We start from the raw sequence: 16044 nt of genomic DNA on the forward strand, positions 1-16044 counted from the left end.
GAAGAGGAAACGCCGCAAATTACAAGGAGGGAAGGGAAGAGAATGAAATTGACATCCACACTTATCGCCGTTGGCCTGGCCGTTGCCGGTCTGGCATTTACCGGTTCGTCCGCCTTTGCCGCAGGGCCGACCTGCAAGAGCGGGCCGATCAAGATCGGCGCAGTCTCGACCGTCACCGGCGTAGTCGACTTTTCCGATGCGCCGAAGGCCACCAAGGCCGTCTTCGAGCAACTGAACGATGCCGGCGGCATCAACGGTTGCAAGGTCGACTATTCGCTGGCCGACGACAAGGGCGACCCGCAAGTGGCGGCCCAGGCGGCACGCGACCTGATCGACAACAAGGGCGTTGTGGCTCTTACAGGTGGTGCAAGCCTGCTCGACTGCGCCGTCAATGCCGGTACCTACAACCGCAACGATGTGCTCGCGGTTCAGGGCGTGGGTGTCGATCCACTCTGCTTCAATGCGCCGAGCATTTCTCCCGTCAATGTCGGCCCCTTCACGCTGACCACGGTCATGCTTGACTATGCGACAAAGAACCTCGGAGCGAAGAAGGTTTGCGCCTTCTTCCTGATCCTCGGTGGCACGCAGGAAGCCTATGGCAACGCGGTTGCAGCCTGGCAGAAGCTGAGCGGCAACAAGGTCGGCCTCGTCGACATGACCTTGCCGCCGCAGGGTGATCTCACGCCTTACGTCATCAAGGCGCGCGATGCCGGCTGCGACGCTGTGCTCACCAATCAGGTCGAGCCGGGCGTGGTGCAATGGGCGAAGACTGCGGATGCGCAGAAGATCTCGGGCATCAACTGGCTGTTCCTCGCGCCTGGCTATACCGAGGGCGTTGCCAAGGCATTGGCCGGCAGCAAGCAGCCCGTTTACGTCGGCACGGAATGGGAGCCCTATACCGAAAACACCGCTGCCAATGCCGACTGGGCCAAGACCATGGACAAGGCTGGCCTCGCAAAGACCGCCTTCTCGCAAGGGGGCTATCTCGCCGCCAAGGTGATGATCGACACGATCTCGGGCATTGACGGCGAAGTGACGCGCGAAACTGTCACCTCGGCGCTGAAGGCAGGCAAGGAAATGCAGTATTCGCTCGCCGGCAGCCCCTATGTCTTCGGCGAAGCCAGGGCTCATTCGCCTATGAAGGCCACGAAGATCATGCAGCTCGTTGACGGCAAATGGACCGTCAAGACGCCGGATTGGTACACGCTGGCGAAGGCCAAGTAAGATGGCTACTTGCCCGGCCTTATCCACATAGGAGCAAGGCCGGGTATCGAGCCGTGACGATGATCTGATCTGGTGAGGCGGAAATGCCCGCTTCCGGAGTTCCGTAATGAACGCTCTCTTTACAGCCGCTGTGGCTGGTCTTTCTGCAGGCGGCGCCTATGCCATCCTAGGCGTCTGCGCGATCTTCACCTACCGCCTGGTGGCCGTGGTGAACTTTACCGGTGCCGCGATCGGCGCCATGGGTACTTTCATCATGGTCGCGCTGCACGAGGCCGGCATGCCGTTGCTGCCGGCAACGCTCTTGGGCATTGCTGTCGGCGCCTTGGCCGGGGTTCTGATAGGGCTCGTTATGACAACCTGGTTTGCCAACGCCAACGCATCGACCAAAGCGGCGGTAACGGCGGCGCTTCTGGTTGGCATCATCGCCATCGGCCTGCGCCTGACCGGCGGCCAGCACCCGCACTATTTCCCCGAACTGATCCCCGGATCGGCCTTCCGCCTTGCCGGCGTCGAAGTCACCTGGGCGGCCGTCACGACACTGCTTCTCTCCGTCGTCTTCACCGTGCTGACGGAGCAATTCCTCGCGCGCACTCGGATAGGACTGCAATTGCGAGCCCTGTCGCAGCGGCCGATGGCAGCTGAGCTGATCGGCATCCGCGTACGGCTGCTGGCGCTCGGCGTCTGGGCTGTGACCGGCGGCGTGACCTCCTTCGCGCTGATGATTATCGCGCCGTTGCGCTCCCCCGATTTCTCGTCGCTGAGCCTGCTCGTCGTGCCCGCTCTGGCTGCTGCGCTGATCGGCGCCTTCGCCAGCTTCCGCGCTGCCCTTCTAGGCGGCGTGACGATCGGCGTATTGGAGGGTGCGGTCAGCACCATCGATTTAATAAGCCAGTATCGAAGCACCGTTCCATTCATCGTCATTCTTGCCGTCCTCCTATGGTCGCAAAGAGGAGCCCGCTGGGATGAAGCACGCTAGTTTCCGCGCCGCCGCCGTCACGGCCCTGTCGCTTGCCGCGGTCGGCGCAATCATTCTTTTGCTGTTGCCCAAATACTGGGTGTTTCTGCTCACGGCCGTCTTCATCACCGGCATCGCCCTGCAAAGCCTTGGTCTCGTCGCCGGCCGCACGGGCATGATCTCGCTCTGTCAGATGTCCTTTGCCGGCGTCGGCGCCTGGGTCACGGGATATCTAAATGTCATCGAGGCGCCTGGCGGTCTTATCGTGTGGATGATCATTGGCGGCCTTGCGGCCGTGCCGGTCGGTATTGCCATCGGCCTGCCAGCGTTGCGTCTGCGCGGCATCAATCTGGCAATCGTCACCCTCGGCTTCGCAGCTGCCTTCGACACCGTACTGGCGACGATCACCTTTCCCGGTCAAACGACCTTTACGCAGGTCGTGCGTCCGGAGCTTTTTGAGAGCGACCGCAGCTTCTTCCTCTTCGTGCTTCTTACCTATGGTGTAATTGCCGTTAGCCTCGAATTCGTCAGCCGTTCGCGGCTTGGGGCTTCCTGGCTTGCGGTGCGGCATTCGGAGCGGGCAGCGGCGGCTCATGGCGTTTCGATACCACGCGCCAAGCTCAGCGCCTTCGCCATCAGCGCCTTCATTTCCGGCGTGTCGGGCGGCCTTCTCGCCGGCTATCTGGGAACGCTGGTTTCTGAAAACTTCTCGATGATGCAGTCGCTTGCGCTCTTTGCCGTGGCGACGATGGTCGGCGCGCATTTCACGCTCGGCGCTGTCATCGGCGGCATCTTAATCACGTTGTTTCCGGAACTTCTGCGCAGGCTCAATCTGCCGCAGGATGTCGGCAATGTCTTCTTCGCCATCGGTGCGGTGCACGCCCTTTCGTCGGGCGAAACCATCAGCGAGACCTGGGCACGGCTTGCCGGCAAGGTGCTGCCGGGGGGCAGGAAAGCTTCCGCTCACCGCGAAGCCGGCCGCTTGCCGGCCACCGCGGCGCACGAACCGGGACTGGCGCTCGAGGTCAGCGATCTGACCGTCCGCTACGGTGCTGTGGTCGCACTCGACAAGGTCAATCTCAAGGTGCCTGCGCGCACGGTTGTCGGTCTTGTCGGGCCGAACGGTGCCGGTAAGTCGACTATGGTCGATGCGATTGCAGGATTTCTCGCGCGCTATGACGGCTCGGTGAAGCTCAACGGCAAGCCCCTCGAAGGCCTCTCCGCAACGAGTCGGGCTCGATTGGGCATCCGCCGCACCTGGCAGACGACCCGCATTGCGCCGGAGCTCAGCGTCGGAAGCTATGTCCGGCTCGCCGCAGGCGCCATCAGCGATGACGAACTTTCCGCTATTCTGCAATGGTTTGATTGTCCGCCGGCCGATGCGCCGATTGCGTCGATCGATGCGGGTACGCGGCGTCTGCTCGATGTCGCCGGCGTCGTCGCTTCGCGCCCGCCCGTGATCCTTCTCGATGAGCCAGCCGCCGGCCAATCCTATGCCGATGCCGTCAAGCTTGGTGAGCGCATCGCCGCCATACCCGAAACCTTCGGTAGTGCCGTGCTTCTGATCGAGCACGACATGGATCTCGTGCGGCGGGCCTGCTCGGCGATCACGGTATTCGATTTCGGACGCGTGATCGCCAACGGCGCCCCGCAAAGCGTGCTTGCCATGCCGATCGTCCAGAAGGCCTATATGGGCATCGAACTTGAAGAGGCCGCCGAATGACCGCACTTTCCATTGACGGCCTCGTCGTCAACCGATCCGGTATCCCGGTCGTTCGCGGCGTGGATCTTGCCGTGTCGAGTGGCGAGATCAGCGTGCTGCTTGGCTCGAACGGTGCGGGCAAGACCACGCTGCTCGAAAGCCTGTCGGGCATCATCCCAGCCGCGGCCGGCTCGGTCACCATGGACGGCTCGGAGCTTCTGAAGCTGCGCGCCGGTCTGCGCGCCCGCGCCGGCATCAGCCACGTCGAGCAGGGACGAACCGTCTTTCCGGAGATGACCACGGAGGAAAATCTCAAGGTCGCGCTCGATTCCGCCGCCGATCTCAAGGAGGCTTACGAGCTGTTCCCGGAGCTGCGTCAGCGCCGTGACATCAAGGCCGGCATGTTGTCCGGCGGCGAGCAGCAGATGGTCGTCATCGCCCGCTCGCTGCTGACACGGCCGAAGGTGATCATGATCGACGAAATGTCCTCTGGTCTCGCGCCTGTCATTGTCAGCCGCCTGATGCGGGCTGTTAGGCAACTGGCCGATGCCGGCATGGCGGTCATTCTAGTCGAACAGTTCGCGGCGCTCGCGCTTGCGATCGGCGACCGCGCCTATGTGCTGCGCCGAGGGGCGATCGTCTATGATGGCGATTGCGCGACGCTCGCCGGCGATCCGGCGCATCTGCATCGTCTCTATCTCGGAGATGCTGCGGCCTGACGGTCACGTGACCGTCAATGTCTGGCGCTGTCTCCGGCCGCGAAATGTGCCATTTGGTCCGCATGTGCCTTCGCGAATGAAGGGCGCTCAAGGGCGCGCGCCACATAATCGCGGCAGGCGGGATATTCCGCCAATCCGTCGAATCGGTCGACGAGACGCAGCACATCCGCCATGAGAATGTCGGCGACGGAGAAGGTGCCCGCCAGCCATTCGCGTGCGGCCAATACCGGCTCCATACGCTGGAGCCGGGCAGTGAGAAATTGCTGCAAGCGGTTCCAGGCCGGCGTGTCATCGGTGTGGCCAGAGAACATCATGATCGACCAGGGCAGGCTTGCCATTTCCACCGAGTTGAGGGCGGCAAACAACCACTCCAGCGCTTTGCTGCGGCCATGCGGATCGGAGGGCATCAACACATCGCTGCGCTCTCCGAGGTAAAGCAGGATCGCGCCGCTCTCGAAGATCGAGATGTCGCCATCGGTCAGCCACGGCACCTGGCCGAAAGGCTGGTGGGCGAAATGCTCGGCATCCCGATCGCGAAACGGCACGCCTCTGACGCTGTACGGGAGCCCGGCCTCTTCCATAGCCCAACGGACGCGCAGGTCACGGACATAACCACGCGGCTTCTCGGGAACCCAATCGAAAGTGTTCAGAACCAGATCGCTCATCGGCGCCTCCATCCCGTGGAGTCGATCTTAGCAGCTTTCAGACGTTGCAGAAAGGAAAGCGCGTCGTCGCTATGGGGCGATCATCGGTCGGCATTGCGTGTCAGCCGTCCTCCGCGCGCTCCGGCAACGTCCCCGTCCCGGCACTTAACCGCCGAAGCTGCCCGTCTGGGTCGGCACATGCACATAGTTGCGGTCGAAATAGAGAAGGGCGTGCCCATCTCTGCGACTGCGGATATCAATCACTTCGCCGATGAAGATATGATGGGTGCCGACGAGGCGAGCCTCCGTCAGTCGGCAATCGAAGGAGACAATGGCGTCGGAAAGCGCCTGGCTGCCGGAGCGGAAGTTGATCCATTCCGCAGCGGCGTAGCGCTCTTCCATCTCGGCGCGCTGACCGGCGAAATAGCCGGCCAGCTCCTTGTGCTCCTGCGTCAGGACATTGACGCAGAAGCGACGGTTTTCGAAGAAGAGCGCCGTTTGCATCGAGCGGCTGTTCATGCAGACCAGCAGCGTCGGCGGCTCGTCGGTGACGCTGCACATGGCCGTCGCTGTGAAGCCGCCCCGCCCGGCAGGGCCGTTGGTGGTGATCACGTTGACCGGGGCGCAGACCCTGGCCATCGCGTTGCGGAATTCGGTTTTCGAGAGTTGCTCCTCCATGGCAACGGTCTCACTCGGCGGCGTTGCGGATAGGGGAGGTTTGCCCAAGCGGCGGAAGCCAGGTATCTCCGGTCCAGCCGTTTTCGTCGTAATCGCTCATGCAGCGATCGACGAGGGCCTCCATTTCCTTCAGCCGCCCGCCGCGCTCGGCACCTTTCAGCACCTGCAGCCGGACTTCCTCCGGCGCGCCGGCATAGTTGAGCTCATAAAGAGCGTGCCGCCCGCCGAACTCGGTGCCGGTCGCGTCCCACAGCAGCTTCATGATCTTGATGCGCTCGATATGGCCCATATCGTTGGAGCCGCGTACATACTGCGCGAGATAGCGGTCGATCTCCGGATTGCCGAAATCCTTGGCGGAGGACGGCAGGTAGATGAGGCCGGAGGCGACGACCTTGCGCACCGTTTCGATGACGCGCGGATAGGCCTCCGACATGAAGGTGCGATAGGAAAGGGCGGCTTCCATGTTCGGCAACACTGCGCCATTGGCCCAGGGTTGCGGATTGTAGGCCATGGCGTTGGAGAAGGACCAGAACATGTGGCGGAGCGCGATAACCTCGCCGAGTGCCGCCTGATTGCCGCGGAAGGCATCGCCGCCGGTCGCGCGCAGTGCTTTCGCCAGCAGTCCGGCGATGAAGTCGAGCTTGACGGCGAAACGCGTGCAGCCCTGGAAGCAATAGCCATGCATGAAGCCGGAGGCCGGATGGAAGGAGAGGATCTTGGCCGCATCGCGCAGCACGAGCACGTCTTCCCAGGGCACGAAGACGTTGTCGAGCACCAGGATCGCATCGTTCTCGTCGAAGCGTGACGATAGCGGATAGTCGAAGGGGTGCCCCACCGTATTGGCGGTCTGCTCATAGGAGACGCGGCAGAACATCTTGATACCGGGCGCATTCATCGGAACGATGAACATGACCGACAGCGACGGATCTTCCGTGACTGTCGCCGAGCTTTGGGCAAGGAAATTGTAATGGGTGAGGGCCGAGGACGTCGCCACCACCTTGGCACCGGAAACATAGATGCCGGCATCGGTCTCCTTGGTGATGTGGACGAAGACATCCTTGACGGCATCGGCCGGTTTGTGGCGGTCGATCGGTGGATTGACGATCGCGTGGTTCATGAACAGCACGGATTCCTGCGCGCGCTTGTGCCAGGACAACGCATTGTCCTTGAACGGACCGTACCAGTCGGCATTGGCGCCGAGCGTGTTCATGAGGGCGGCCTTGTAATCGGCGGTGCGGCCCATCCAGCCATAGGACATGCGCGCCCAATCGGCGATGGCGCCCTGCTGCGCGACGAGTTCGGCGGAGGATTTTGCCACTCGGAAATATTTGTGGGTGTAGCCGCCCGAGCCGGTGTCGGTCGGCGCGGTCAGCCGCTCCCTGGTCTTTTCGTCGTGCAGCGCATCATACATCCGCGCGATCGAGCGGGCGGAATTGCGCATGGATGGATGCGCCGTCACATCGACGATGCGTTCGCCGTTGATATAGACTTCGCGGCCGTCGCGCAGGCTTTGCAGATACTCGGCGCCGGTAAAAGGACGGGTCTTGTCGCCGCGGTGGTCTTCAGCTCGCATCTCGTATTCCTCCCTTGAGATCATGGCTGATGCTACGTCGCCGCCGCAATTGCGGCCATGGACAAAGGAGGCAATTCGCTGGTACTTTTTCTGGCATGTCGCAGAAGAACGAGATCCCGAATTTCTTTGTCTACGGTGAGCCCAGCCGCGTGCTTGATGTCGGATTCTTGCATGTCGAGACGGTCATGGACCGGAAAACGCTGCATTTCGGGCATGTCGCGTCGCACAAGCATCCGTCGATGGGGCAGATTACCTATTGGTTCAAGGGCGGCGGCCGTTATCGCATCGAAGACAGCACTTGGAATTTTTCCGCTCCGACCATCAGCTTCGTGCCGAGCAATATCATCCACGGATTCGAGGTTGACGATCAGTCGGATGCTATCGTCGTGTCCGTCTCGGACGATACGCTGAAGGCGCTTGCGCCTCAGGTGGATCTCAGCCTCGATACGCCGACTTTTCTGACGGGCCGACCCGAAGATCCATCGTGGAAGCGGGTCGATGCCCTGCTGGAAATGGTGAGCGCCGAATATGCAGATCGCGGCGGTCAGGGCGAAAAAGTCATGCTGGGACTGATCGGCGTCGTGCTCTCGCTGATTGGCCGCCTTGGCGGCAGCGCTGCATTGCCGGCAGCCTCGCCGACGCTCGCTCTTGCCCTGTCGCTGCGAAGCGCTGTCGATCGTCACTACAGGAGCGATTGGCCGGTCGGCCGATACGTTGAGCTGCTCGCCACGACCCCGCATCTGCTTGACAAGGCAGCGCGCGAGATTTTCGGGCTCACCGTCAAGGAGCTGCTGCTTGAGCGGCGGCTGCTTGAGGCCAAGCGGCTGTTGATGTTCACCATCCGCTCGATCGAGGATATCGGCCGGGAAGTGGGCTTTGAAGATCCGGCCTATTTTTCACGTTTCTTCCGCAAGCGGATCGGAGAGGCACCGGCAGCCTGGCGACGGCGGAATTTGGAGCGGAACGCCACTGACGGAAATGTCGAAGCGTGAGCGACAGGTTTCGATGAGGCCATGGTAAGGTTAGTCTCCAATCCCTCGGCAGCTCAGCTTCTTCTGAATTGCGCGCGGAACTCGCGCGGCGTGCAGTTTTCCCGCTCGTGAAACAGCCGTGAGAAGTAAAACGCATCATCGATGCCGACCTTGCCGGCGACGATCTCGATCTTGTCATCCGTCGTGGCCAACAGCTCCTTGGCGTGATCCATACGCAGCCGCAGCTGAAAGCCTTTCGGTGGCAGCCCGACTTCCGCCACGACCTTCCTGCGCAGTGTTGCGGGCGATATGCCATGCTCGGCGGCGAAGGCCACCATATCGAGCGGCTCCATCGCTCGCCTGCGAAGGGCATCGATGATCCCTGCAATGTCAAGGCCCTCCTGCGGCGAAGGCTTGGCCCGGCTCGTTTGCTGTGCCGACAGGATGACGATCTGATGGAGTGTCGAAGCGGCCGAAGCTCTGGCGAGGGGCGTATCCTCGAGCAGGTCGGCGTGAAGGCTGCTGAAGAGGCGTTGCACACGATCGAGGTTGCGAAGAGGCGTGATCGGATACTGCTCGCTGATCAGCCGCAAGCGCAGGAAGTCACGCACAAGAGAGCCTTCGAATAGCGCCCATCGCTCGCTCCAACCGTCGGCATCGGGACCGTATGAGTGCTGGCGATTTGGGAAAAGCCAGAAAAGGGCAGGGCCGTTCACGCTTTGACGACCGCCTGCATCGGTTTCCAGAAAGCCTTGGCCATGCTCGACCAGAACGGCCGCATAGCTCGGCAGCTTCCGAGCCTTCACCGAATGCATGACATACTGTTTGCCGCTGCCGGTGACCACCAATCCTCCCATGGTGGCGAGAGGTGATCGATAGATTGCATCTGTCATTTTCATGGTGAGCGAAAAGTCCAGTATCATTTTCCTCCATGTAGGAAAGCAGCTTCGTTCGCTAGATTCAACGGGCCATAAACTCAAATCTCGGGCGAGTGAAATGTCGATTTCAGTGCAGACGGCGCGGACTGATAAGAAGAAGCTTGGCCTTGTTGCAGATGAGAAGGTCCTGTCGACGGCGCCAAATCGGCTCGGTTATCTCACGCCCACCGATCCGAGCATCGGCGTTGCGGCGATCCGTCGTCTCTATGAAGAGAATGGATATGTCTGGCTGAAAGGGTTTTTGCCGCGAAACGAGGTCATCGAGTTCCGCGGCTGGGTGTTCGGTCACATGGCTGCCACTGGTCTGATTGCACCGGGCACGGATCCGCGCGATGGGATCGCCTCCGCTATCGCCCCCGATAACAGGGTCGTGGACCGCTGTTTGATGTCATTGGTGCGCTCGGTAGCTTACGAGGGCTTCTGCGCGCAGCCGCGCATGGCGCGTTTCATGGATGAGTTTCTGAAAGGCATTTCCTATCTGCACAAGCGCAAGATCATGCGCCATGTCCGGCCCGGAACGACGACCGCGACGCCTGCGCATTATGATCTCGTCTATCTGCGCGGTGGGACAAGCCGGGTCGTGACCACATGGATTCCCATCGGTGACATTCCCGTCGAAATGGGCGGCCTGACCTATCTCGAGGGATCCCACGCGATCGGCGCGAAAATGGAGCGTGAATTCGCCGAACAGAACAAGGATCTCAGTCCCGAGGAACGTGTGAGCGCTTATAATCGCAACATGACGGAAGGCGGATGGGTTTCGAAGGATCTGCCTGACATGGCGGAGCGCTTCGATACCCGCTGGCTGATCGCCGGCTACGAGGCGGGCGACATCATGCTCCACTCGCCCTTCATGATCCACGCCTCGACGACCAACCAGGACGAGCGGCAGCGACTGCGTCTTTCCACCGACATCCGATACCAGAATGTCGAAGACGAGATCGATGCCCGCTGGAGCAACCATTGGTCCCTTGGCGACATGTTGTGATCGCGCAGCGGTCGGATCGCGATTGAGTGCTGGCTTCAAGCGCTATTCGAAGCGAAGGACAACCCCGTCAGCTCCCGCTGCCCAAGATGCGTTCTATGTCATCGATCCGGTCGCGACGGCGTTTCAAGCGCTTGCCGATGCGGCCGAACCAGCGCTTGCGCTTTTTTGCCTCCCGGCTGGCCTGAAGCTGCTCAATGAAGACCTCACGGACCTCTTCATTTTCAACACGATCGAAGATCCAGCAAAAGGATACGGGTAGCTTCACGACGCGGAACTGCGGATTGGCGCTTTTCTCATCCTCGGCAATGATCTCTTCAAGAACGAGCTGGTCCCACATGTCAGGATTGGCAAGGCATCCCTGCCGCCAAAGCTCCAGAAGCTGCGCCGTCGCGGGTGTGTCGTTGAGGAGGATGGTCGCGCTGACCAGACGGCCGTCGGCTTCGTAGTAGACGGCGATATCGCAATCGAGCTTGCGAAGTTCCGGCCAGGGATTGCGATGGAAGACCGCATCGACGTCGACGTAAAGCAACGGTCCGCGCAGCTTTGCTCTTTCCTGCAACAGGAAGCCGGGCTTCAGGCCGGCATTCAACACCCAGCTACCGGCACTCGGCAATGCCGTGGCATGTACCTTGAGGCCGAGCCGTTCGGCCGAGCGGGACATGCGCTTACTTTCCTGTTCGTAAAAGCTGCCCTCGGTAAAAAATGCAACCACCGGACCATCGGCGGCAGTCGCTTTAGACTTGCGCTCGGCGAGCTCCTGCGCTGCGGGGAATGGGACGATCAAGGCACGCTGCTGGGCGGTCCAGGGGCGAATTGAATTGAGTATATTCAAGAAGATACCTTCGGGAGCTTAGTGGATTTTGTTCTCATGCCCGGCCACGCACTCGCGATTTGAGCCTGGCACATTTGCTTTGACTGTGGGTATTGACAGCGACCTACTTGCACGCCCCCGGTGTGTCGTAGATCGGATCGGGAATTGGGTTGAGCGACTTAGTTGGTTGCAGAAAGGTTGCCTCGCTGGCGCTCATACTGGATTGGCAAAGTGTTCAATCTTCGCTAAGCGGGTAGCATGTCAGACAATGTTGTCAAATTTGAGCGCCGTCCCAAGCCGAAACCGCCACGGCAAACGCCGCCGTGGCTGAAGCGTTTGCTGGCGATTGTCGCCGTCGTCGCGTTTTTCATAGCGGCCTTTGCTTACTTCACCCTGAAGGGCGGTCCTGCCGGCCCGGGGTTCTGACGAGTCAGACCTTCTTCAGCATTGAGACAGCAGGTGGCCAGGTGCATCACCCGGCAGAAGCAGGCGTATGCCGGCCCGATCCTGTTCCGCCTGCAGCATTTCCAGAAGGGGGCTGAAGTAATTCCGCAGGCAAATTGTCTCGCCGGAATCGAAGGGTGCACGCAACTTGTCGCCGTGGCGGTGGAATTTCACCAGTAGGCTTCTATATCGAGATTATTCTCTGTCCAATCGAGAAAACGGTAGGGAGCGAGACATGACATTGACGTTGCAGGACGTTGTTTCTGTCCTTGGACCCACGGATGAAACGCTTGCGGCCGACATCATTGCGACGGGTGCGACACCGGCCGAGCTTGCCGAAGCATGGGCTTGGGTGAATAGCGACGAAGCCATGATCGGCGAGGGCCGGCACTTGCCGGCGGGAATGGTAGCCATCCTGGTTGATCTGCTTTCGGCAGACGAAGAGGAGTGGGAAGAATAGCCGATTGGCCATGCGCCGGCGCACGTCCACTCATTCCGAATGTAGCGAGATCGTTCGCAAGCTGCGCGCAAGACAGCTCGGCCGCAAGGTCGCGATCAGGCTCGAGCGCGAGCTGGATTTCCTCGACGCAGAACGTGCCGGCTGGTCGATCCGGCTTTGCCCGAACATGGGCTGAAGATTTGAGGATCTTGAATCCGAATTTCTCCGTTCTTAGGTGTTTACTGATCGAGGCTATGCGAGCTCGGTCGCAATCACGTCTATTCGGAGTGATCAAAATGGAAGATAGAACGAAAGTAATCGAAGAATTGAGCGTCGAAGAACGCGAAGAAATCCTCATCGATGTCGCCCTGACATTGGAAGGTGCGGCGCGCGAGGCATTGGTCGAAGGCGACAAGCAGTTTGCGGCGTTTTCGAGCAATATGGCAGAGGCGATCCGCGTCAACGCCGATGAGCTGGCCCGCGACGATCCGGAAAGTGCGGACGAAGTACTTAAGCAGGCCGCCGAGGTCATCTCGCAGTTCAAGGCCACCCATCCTTACCGATTGATCAGCACCGCTGTTCACTAATCGCTGCAGTGCACTATCTGCTGCCACGTCGATACGACCCCGGAGGATTTTCGATGTCTGAACTCGTGGTGCTTGGTTTTGATAATGCAGACAAGGCAGATACTGTTCTCAACCGTCTCGTTCAGCTTGAGAAGGAATATCTGATCGACCTGGAAGACGCGGTCATCGCGGTCAGAGACGAGAGCGGCAAGGTTCGGCTCAAGCAGAGCGTCAATCTGACCGCCGCAGGCGCGGCCAGCGGCGGCCTTTCCGGTGCCTTGTGGGCTCCCTGGTCGGTCTGTTGTTTCTGAACCCTCTGGCGGGCCTGGTCGTCGGCGGTGCGCTTGGCGCAGGGTCGGGCGCACTGGCAGGGTCGATGGCGGATTACGGCATCGACGACGACCTCATCAAGAAGCTGGCTGAAACCATTCCCGCAAACAGCTCCGCCCTTTTTCTGCTGATCCGCAAGGTCCAGCCGGAAAAGGTACTGGCGGAGTTCAAAGGCGAGCATGCGAGGATCCTTCGCACCTCATTCTCGCCGGAGCAGGAGGCGCGGTTGCGACAGGCGCTTCTCGACGACACGCCTGCGCCATCTCCCGGCTCGGTCACGGCATCAGCGACGGTCTGACAACAAGCCGTAATATCCTTAGCTTATCGAAATCCGGGCAATCACAGCGATTGCCCGGATTTCGATATTGCAATGGTTTGAAAGGCCATGGCGTTGCGGATCCGCTTCGCAGCACTTCTTTCCCATCAGCAAGAATGCTGCCATTGTCTGGAAAGGAGCTGTCGATAGCGCCGGCACCGCAGGAGAGGGAGGGGGCAAGACCCGAACGGCCATTGTCAACACACATCTCCATCCGGAAAGCGGCACGATGACCGAGACAGCATCTCGTCGAAGCGAGCCTCCGGCTCCGCCGAAAACCTTCTCGATCCAGACCAAGCGCGCGGCGATACAGGCGCTGCGGGTCATGATTGCCTGCACGGTCACCTATGGCCTTTCCCAGCTCCTTAATCTCCAGCAGGGCTATTGGGCCGTCTTCACGGTGTTGATCGTCATGCAGAACTCGGTCGGCGCAACGGCTGGCATGGCCGTCGACCGGTTGGTGGCGACGGTCGCCGGCGCGGTGCTTGGCGGCGTTGCAGTCTTCCTGACACCGCATCAGCCGCTTCCGATCGGGATCGCACTGATTTGTGTCGTCGGGATCGCCAGCTTCGTTTCCATGCGCGAGCCGCGCCTGCGGAATGCCGGGCTGACTGCGGCAATCGTGATGCTCACGCATTCCCAGGCGGTTCCTGTGGAAGTTTTCGTGATCGACCGGATTGCCGAGATCACGCTGGGAGGCGTCATCGGGGTGCTTGCCAGCCTCGTCATCCTGCCGACGCGGTCGCGGACGGTGGTGCTCGATCGCTTCGCCTCGGCGCTCGACGTGATGGCGCAGATATTGCGCACTTTCGCGGCAGCCGCCGAGAAGGGAGAAGCGGTGTCGGCGACGGAGGCCAATATCGGGCTGCGGCAATCCCTGGTGGCTGCGGAGGCACTGTTGACCGATGCGCAGCGCGAGCGCGCCCTATGGCTCGCAAGGCAGGGAATTTCCGACGCTATTCCACGCTCCCTATGGCGCATCCGCAATGACATGACCTATGTCAGCCATCTGCTCGAAGCCCCGTTTCCGGCCGAGGTCGTTGCGGCGCTCGGGCCGCAGGCTGCACAGGTCATGCGTTCTCAGGCCGATTTTGCCCAGGCTTGTGGGAAAGCCCTTCGCGACGGAAGCGAGATCGATTCCGAGCGCCTGTCCGAAGCCGATAGCGCTTTGGAAGCCGCTTTCGAAGCGTTTCAGAACTCGAAAGCCGCCCAGTCGATCGGCTTCCGCGAAAGCGGGCGTCTCTTTGGCCTTGATTTCACGCTGCGCCGTTTGCGCCAGAACTTTCTCGACCTCGCCGATCGCATCCGCGAAAGCCAGGTCACCTGAGGGCAGGCGGCCGACGTCTCGGAAGGCCGCTGCTTCCCTTGAGCGCGCAGATTCGGACGATCGGATTGAGATGGGTCGGTGGACGCAAAATGCCGCGCGATTACAGGATATTGATGACCTTCATGCTGGGTCTGGGGTCGTCAAAAACGGAGCTTAATCTCGCGCGCTATGATTTATTACATTCCCCTTTTGACGGTCCATTAAGGGGTAAAGTTCAATATGCTAAATTATGGAGAGGACGCCGCGTCGATATGATCTAGATTTTGTCAGGGTTGCGGCTTTCATGCTGCTGATCATCTATCATGTCAGCTTGATCTACGACTCGAGAGAGTTCCTGCTGAAGGCACCCCAGACCTTTCCTCTCTTCGACATGATTCATTTATGGACGCATCCCTGGCGAATGTCCCTCCTGTTCATCATTTCGGGCACCGTGACGGGTATCTTGCTGACTCGGCAATCTCCGGATGAGCTGAGGAGTGCGCGTACAAGGCAATTGCTGATACCTTTGCTGCTGGGTCTTCTATTTCTGATACCGCCGCAGATGTATATTTCCCTCAATGCCGGATTGGGCGTTAATATCAGCCTTTATGATGTCTTCTGGCACTACGTGACCTGGACGCCGGTTCAACTGCCGGATGGCGGCTATGTGGAACTCGCAGGAATGCAGCATCTCTGGTATCTCGCCTACCTATGGGTTTATACCGCGCTTCTGACGCTTGCCTTGTCGGCGTGGCCACGGCTGCTGACGAACGCGGGCGACCGGCTGGCGATCTGGCTGACGGGAAAATGGATCCTGATACTCCCCGCCTTGTACTTCGTGCTGCTGAGGCTGGTGCTGCGACCGGCCTTCCCGCCGACGCCCAATATGCTGGACGACTGGTACAGCCATGCCGTCTATGTCACGTCGTTCTTTGTCGCAGCGGCGATGGCGATGCGCAATGACTATTGGGATGCAATCGTCAATATGCGAAGGCCCGCCCTGATCCTGGCAGTGGCAAGCGCGGTGGCTATGACATTGCTCTTTCCAGCCCTGCCAGCAGTCGAGCCTGAAGGGGTGCAGGCGCTGGCGGGAAGAATCCTTGCAGGCACTTTTCAGTGGTGCGCCATTGTCGCCATTCTCGGTTATGCAAAAATCTGGTGCAATTCCGAGAATGCTGTCATCCGTTATCTGAACAGGGCAATCCTGACCTATTACGTACTGCATCAGACGGTCATGCTGCTGATTGCCTATGCTCTGGACCAGATGGGACTGATGTCCGTCTCGTTCTTTATCCCGATCGCCGTTGCCACGCTTGCGATCTGTGCGCTGCTTTATGAGCTGAGGCGGCATCTTGAAGCTTCCTACAAGGCTATGTTTCCGGCCCGTTTTGCCTGATGCAAACTTGCAAGGGAGCCCAGCAGATGCAGGGTTTGGTGGTG

18 protein-coding genes and 1 pseudogene are annotated in these 16044 nt (G+C 60.3%); 13 read left to right on the forward strand and 6 right to left on the reverse strand.

The features are described from left to right. The first annotated feature begins 48 nt into the window (after window positions 1-48). From QD409_RS10700 to QD409_RS10715, 4 genes are all read left to right on the forward strand, one after another. Window positions 49-1224, forward strand: coding sequence for an ABC transporter substrate-binding protein (locus QD409_RS10700; protein ID WP_430762694.1), 1176 nt, complete (start codon window positions 49-51; stop codon window positions 1222-1224). 106 nt (window positions 1225-1330) lie between these two features. Next, window positions 1331-2200, forward strand: coding sequence for a branched-chain amino acid ABC transporter permease (locus tag QD409_RS10705; protein WP_430762695.1), 870 nt, complete (start codon window positions 1331-1333; stop codon window positions 2198-2200). After that, complete coding sequence (locus QD409_RS10710; RefSeq protein ID WP_430762696.1) at window positions 2187-3902, forward strand: ABC transporter permease subunit; 1716 nt, start codon at window positions 2187-2189, stop codon at window positions 3900-3902. Before QD409_RS10705 ends, QD409_RS10710 begins: the two co-directional genes overlap by 14 nt. Next, window positions 3899-4600 (forward strand): ABC transporter ATP-binding protein, encoded by a 702-nt coding sequence (locus tag QD409_RS10715; RefSeq protein WP_430762697.1) that lies wholly within the window; start codon window positions 3899-3901, stop codon window positions 4598-4600. Before QD409_RS10710 ends, QD409_RS10715 begins: the two co-directional genes overlap by 4 nt. A 14-nt stretch (window positions 4601-4614) precedes the next feature. On the opposite strand, the gene QD409_RS10720 is transcribed toward QD409_RS10715, so the two are convergent. The 3 genes from QD409_RS10720 to QD409_RS10730 form a co-directional block, all read right to left on the reverse strand. Further along, window positions 4615-5265, reverse strand: a complete 651-nt coding sequence (locus QD409_RS10720; RefSeq protein ID WP_092844787.1) for a glutathione S-transferase family protein — start codon at window positions 5263-5265, stop codon at window positions 4615-4617. Between the two features lie 144 nt (window positions 5266-5409). Next, window positions 5410-5922 (reverse strand): flavin reductase, encoded by a 513-nt coding sequence (locus QD409_RS10725; RefSeq protein WP_430762698.1) that lies wholly within the window; start codon window positions 5920-5922, stop codon window positions 5410-5412. A gap of 10 nt (window positions 5923-5932) precedes the next feature. After that, complete coding sequence (locus QD409_RS10730; RefSeq protein ID WP_430762699.1) at window positions 5933-7495, reverse strand: 4-hydroxyphenylacetate 3-hydroxylase N-terminal domain-containing protein; 1563 nt, start codon at window positions 7493-7495, stop codon at window positions 5933-5935. A gap of 95 nt (window positions 7496-7590) precedes the next feature. Between QD409_RS10730 and QD409_RS10735 the strand changes: the two genes are divergently transcribed. Further along, window positions 7591-8487: a helix-turn-helix domain-containing protein gene (locus tag QD409_RS10735; RefSeq protein WP_430762700.1), complete on the forward strand. Its 897-nt coding sequence runs from the start codon at window positions 7591-7593 to the stop codon at window positions 8485-8487. A gap of 53 nt (window positions 8488-8540) precedes the next feature. On the opposite strand, the gene QD409_RS10740 is transcribed toward QD409_RS10735, so the two are convergent. Then, entirely contained in the window at window positions 8541-9365 is an 825-nt protein-coding gene (locus tag QD409_RS10740; protein ID WP_430762701.1) for a helix-turn-helix domain-containing protein, read from the reverse strand. A gap of 97 nt (window positions 9366-9462) precedes the next feature. Between QD409_RS10740 and QD409_RS10745 the strand changes: the two genes are divergently transcribed. Continuing rightward, window positions 9463-10392, forward strand: coding sequence for a phytanoyl-CoA dioxygenase family protein (locus QD409_RS10745; RefSeq protein ID WP_430762702.1), 930 nt, complete (start codon window positions 9463-9465; stop codon window positions 10390-10392). A gap of 67 nt (window positions 10393-10459) precedes the next feature. Here the strand turns inward: QD409_RS10745 and QD409_RS10750 are convergent, their stop codons facing one another. Continuing rightward, window positions 10460-11224 carry a putative nucleotide-diphospho-sugar transferase gene (locus QD409_RS10750; protein WP_430762703.1) on the reverse strand — a complete coding sequence of 255 codons (765 nt, stop codon included), beginning with the start codon at window positions 11222-11224 and terminating at the stop codon, window positions 10460-10462. A 237-nt stretch (window positions 11225-11461) separates the two neighbouring features. Here QD409_RS10750 and QD409_RS10755 point away from each other — a divergent pair, with 237 nt between their 5' ends. Beyond that, window positions 11462-11629 carry a hypothetical protein gene (locus tag QD409_RS10755; RefSeq protein ID WP_430762704.1) on the forward strand — a complete coding sequence of 56 codons (168 nt, stop codon included), beginning with the start codon at window positions 11462-11464 and terminating at the stop codon, window positions 11627-11629. Between the two features lie 15 nt (window positions 11630-11644). Here the strand turns inward: QD409_RS10755 and QD409_RS10760 are convergent, their stop codons facing one another. After that, window positions 11645-11821, reverse strand: coding sequence for a hypothetical protein (locus QD409_RS10760; RefSeq protein WP_430762705.1), 177 nt, complete (start codon window positions 11819-11821; stop codon window positions 11645-11647). A gap of 61 nt (window positions 11822-11882) precedes the next feature. Between QD409_RS10760 and QD409_RS10765 the strand changes: the two genes are divergently transcribed. From QD409_RS10765 to QD409_RS10790, 6 genes and pseudogenes are all read left to right on the forward strand, one after another. After that, the gene (locus QD409_RS10765; RefSeq protein WP_430762706.1) at window positions 11883-12107 is read left to right on the forward strand and encodes a hypothetical protein; all 225 of its coding nucleotides are present in this window, start codon (window positions 11883-11885) and stop codon (window positions 12105-12107) included. 4 nt (window positions 12108-12111) lie between these two features. Continuing rightward, complete coding sequence (locus QD409_RS10770) at window positions 12112-12282, forward strand: hypothetical protein (RefSeq protein WP_430762707.1); 171 nt, start codon at window positions 12112-12114, stop codon at window positions 12280-12282. A 100-nt stretch (window positions 12283-12382) separates the two neighbouring features. Then, on the forward strand, window positions 12383-12673 hold the full coding sequence (locus tag QD409_RS10775; protein ID WP_092844525.1) for a hypothetical protein: 291 nt from the start codon (window positions 12383-12385) through the stop codon (window positions 12671-12673). Window positions 12674-12726: 53 nt separating this feature from the next. Beyond that, a pseudogene (locus QD409_RS10780) lies at window positions 12727-13280 on the forward strand (DUF1269 domain-containing protein). A gap of 247 nt (window positions 13281-13527) precedes the next feature. Continuing rightward, window positions 13528-14625 carry an FUSC family protein gene (locus QD409_RS10785; protein WP_430762708.1) on the forward strand — a complete coding sequence of 366 codons (1098 nt, stop codon included), beginning with the start codon at window positions 13528-13530 and terminating at the stop codon, window positions 14623-14625. A gap of 229 nt (window positions 14626-14854) precedes the next feature. Further along, the gene (locus QD409_RS10790; protein ID WP_430762709.1) at window positions 14855-16000 is read left to right on the forward strand and encodes an acyltransferase family protein; all 1146 of its coding nucleotides are present in this window, start codon (window positions 14855-14857) and stop codon (window positions 15998-16000) included. The last annotated feature ends 44 nt before the right edge of the window (window positions 16001-16044 follow it).

The organism is Rhizobium sp. BR 315, assembly GCF_050577975.1.
Classification (GTDB): domain Bacteria; phylum Pseudomonadota; class Alphaproteobacteria; order Rhizobiales; family Rhizobiaceae; genus Rhizobium; species Rhizobium miluonense.

Excerpts from the sequence above, each read along its gene's own strand:
- QD409_RS10720 (WP_092844787.1), bottom strand. The coding sequence starts at position 5,265 with ATGAGCGATCTGGTTCTGAACACTTTCGATTGGGTTCCCGAGAAGCCG.
- QD409_RS10730 (WP_430762699.1), bottom strand. The coding sequence starts at position 7,495 with ATGCGAGCTGAAGACCACCGCGGCGACAAGACCCGTCCTTTTACCGGC.
- QD409_RS10715 (WP_430762697.1), top strand. The coding sequence starts at position 3,899 with ATGACCGCACTTTCCATTGACGGCCTCGTCGTCAACCGATCCGGTATC.
- QD409_RS10740 (WP_430762701.1), bottom strand. The coding sequence starts at position 9,365 with ATGAAAATGACAGATGCAATCTATCGATCACCTCTCGCCACCATGGGA.
- QD409_RS10725 (WP_430762698.1), bottom strand. The coding sequence starts at position 5,922 with ATGGAGGAGCAACTCTCGAAAACCGAATTCCGCAACGCGATGGCCAGG.
- QD409_RS10790 (WP_430762709.1), top strand. The coding sequence starts at position 14,855 with ATGGAGAGGACGCCGCGTCGATATGATCTAGATTTTGTCAGGGTTGCG.
- QD409_RS10710 (WP_430762696.1), top strand. The coding sequence starts at position 2,187 with ATGAAGCACGCTAGTTTCCGCGCCGCCGCCGTCACGGCCCTGTCGCTT.
- QD409_RS10705 (WP_430762695.1), top strand. The coding sequence starts at position 1,331 with ATGAACGCTCTCTTTACAGCCGCTGTGGCTGGTCTTTCTGCAGGCGGC.
- QD409_RS10765 (WP_430762706.1), top strand. The coding sequence starts at position 11,883 with ATGACATTGACGTTGCAGGACGTTGTTTCTGTCCTTGGACCCACGGAT.
- QD409_RS10755 (WP_430762704.1), top strand. The coding sequence starts at position 11,462 with ATGTCAGACAATGTTGTCAAATTTGAGCGCCGTCCCAAGCCGAAACCG.
- QD409_RS10735 (WP_430762700.1), top strand. The coding sequence starts at position 7,591 with ATGTCGCAGAAGAACGAGATCCCGAATTTCTTTGTCTACGGTGAGCCC.
- QD409_RS10785 (WP_430762708.1), top strand. The coding sequence starts at position 13,528 with ATGACCGAGACAGCATCTCGTCGAAGCGAGCCTCCGGCTCCGCCGAAA.
- QD409_RS10745 (WP_430762702.1), top strand. The coding sequence starts at position 9,463 with ATGTCGATTTCAGTGCAGACGGCGCGGACTGATAAGAAGAAGCTTGGC.
- QD409_RS10775 (WP_092844525.1), top strand. The coding sequence starts at position 12,383 with ATGGAAGATAGAACGAAAGTAATCGAAGAATTGAGCGTCGAAGAACGC.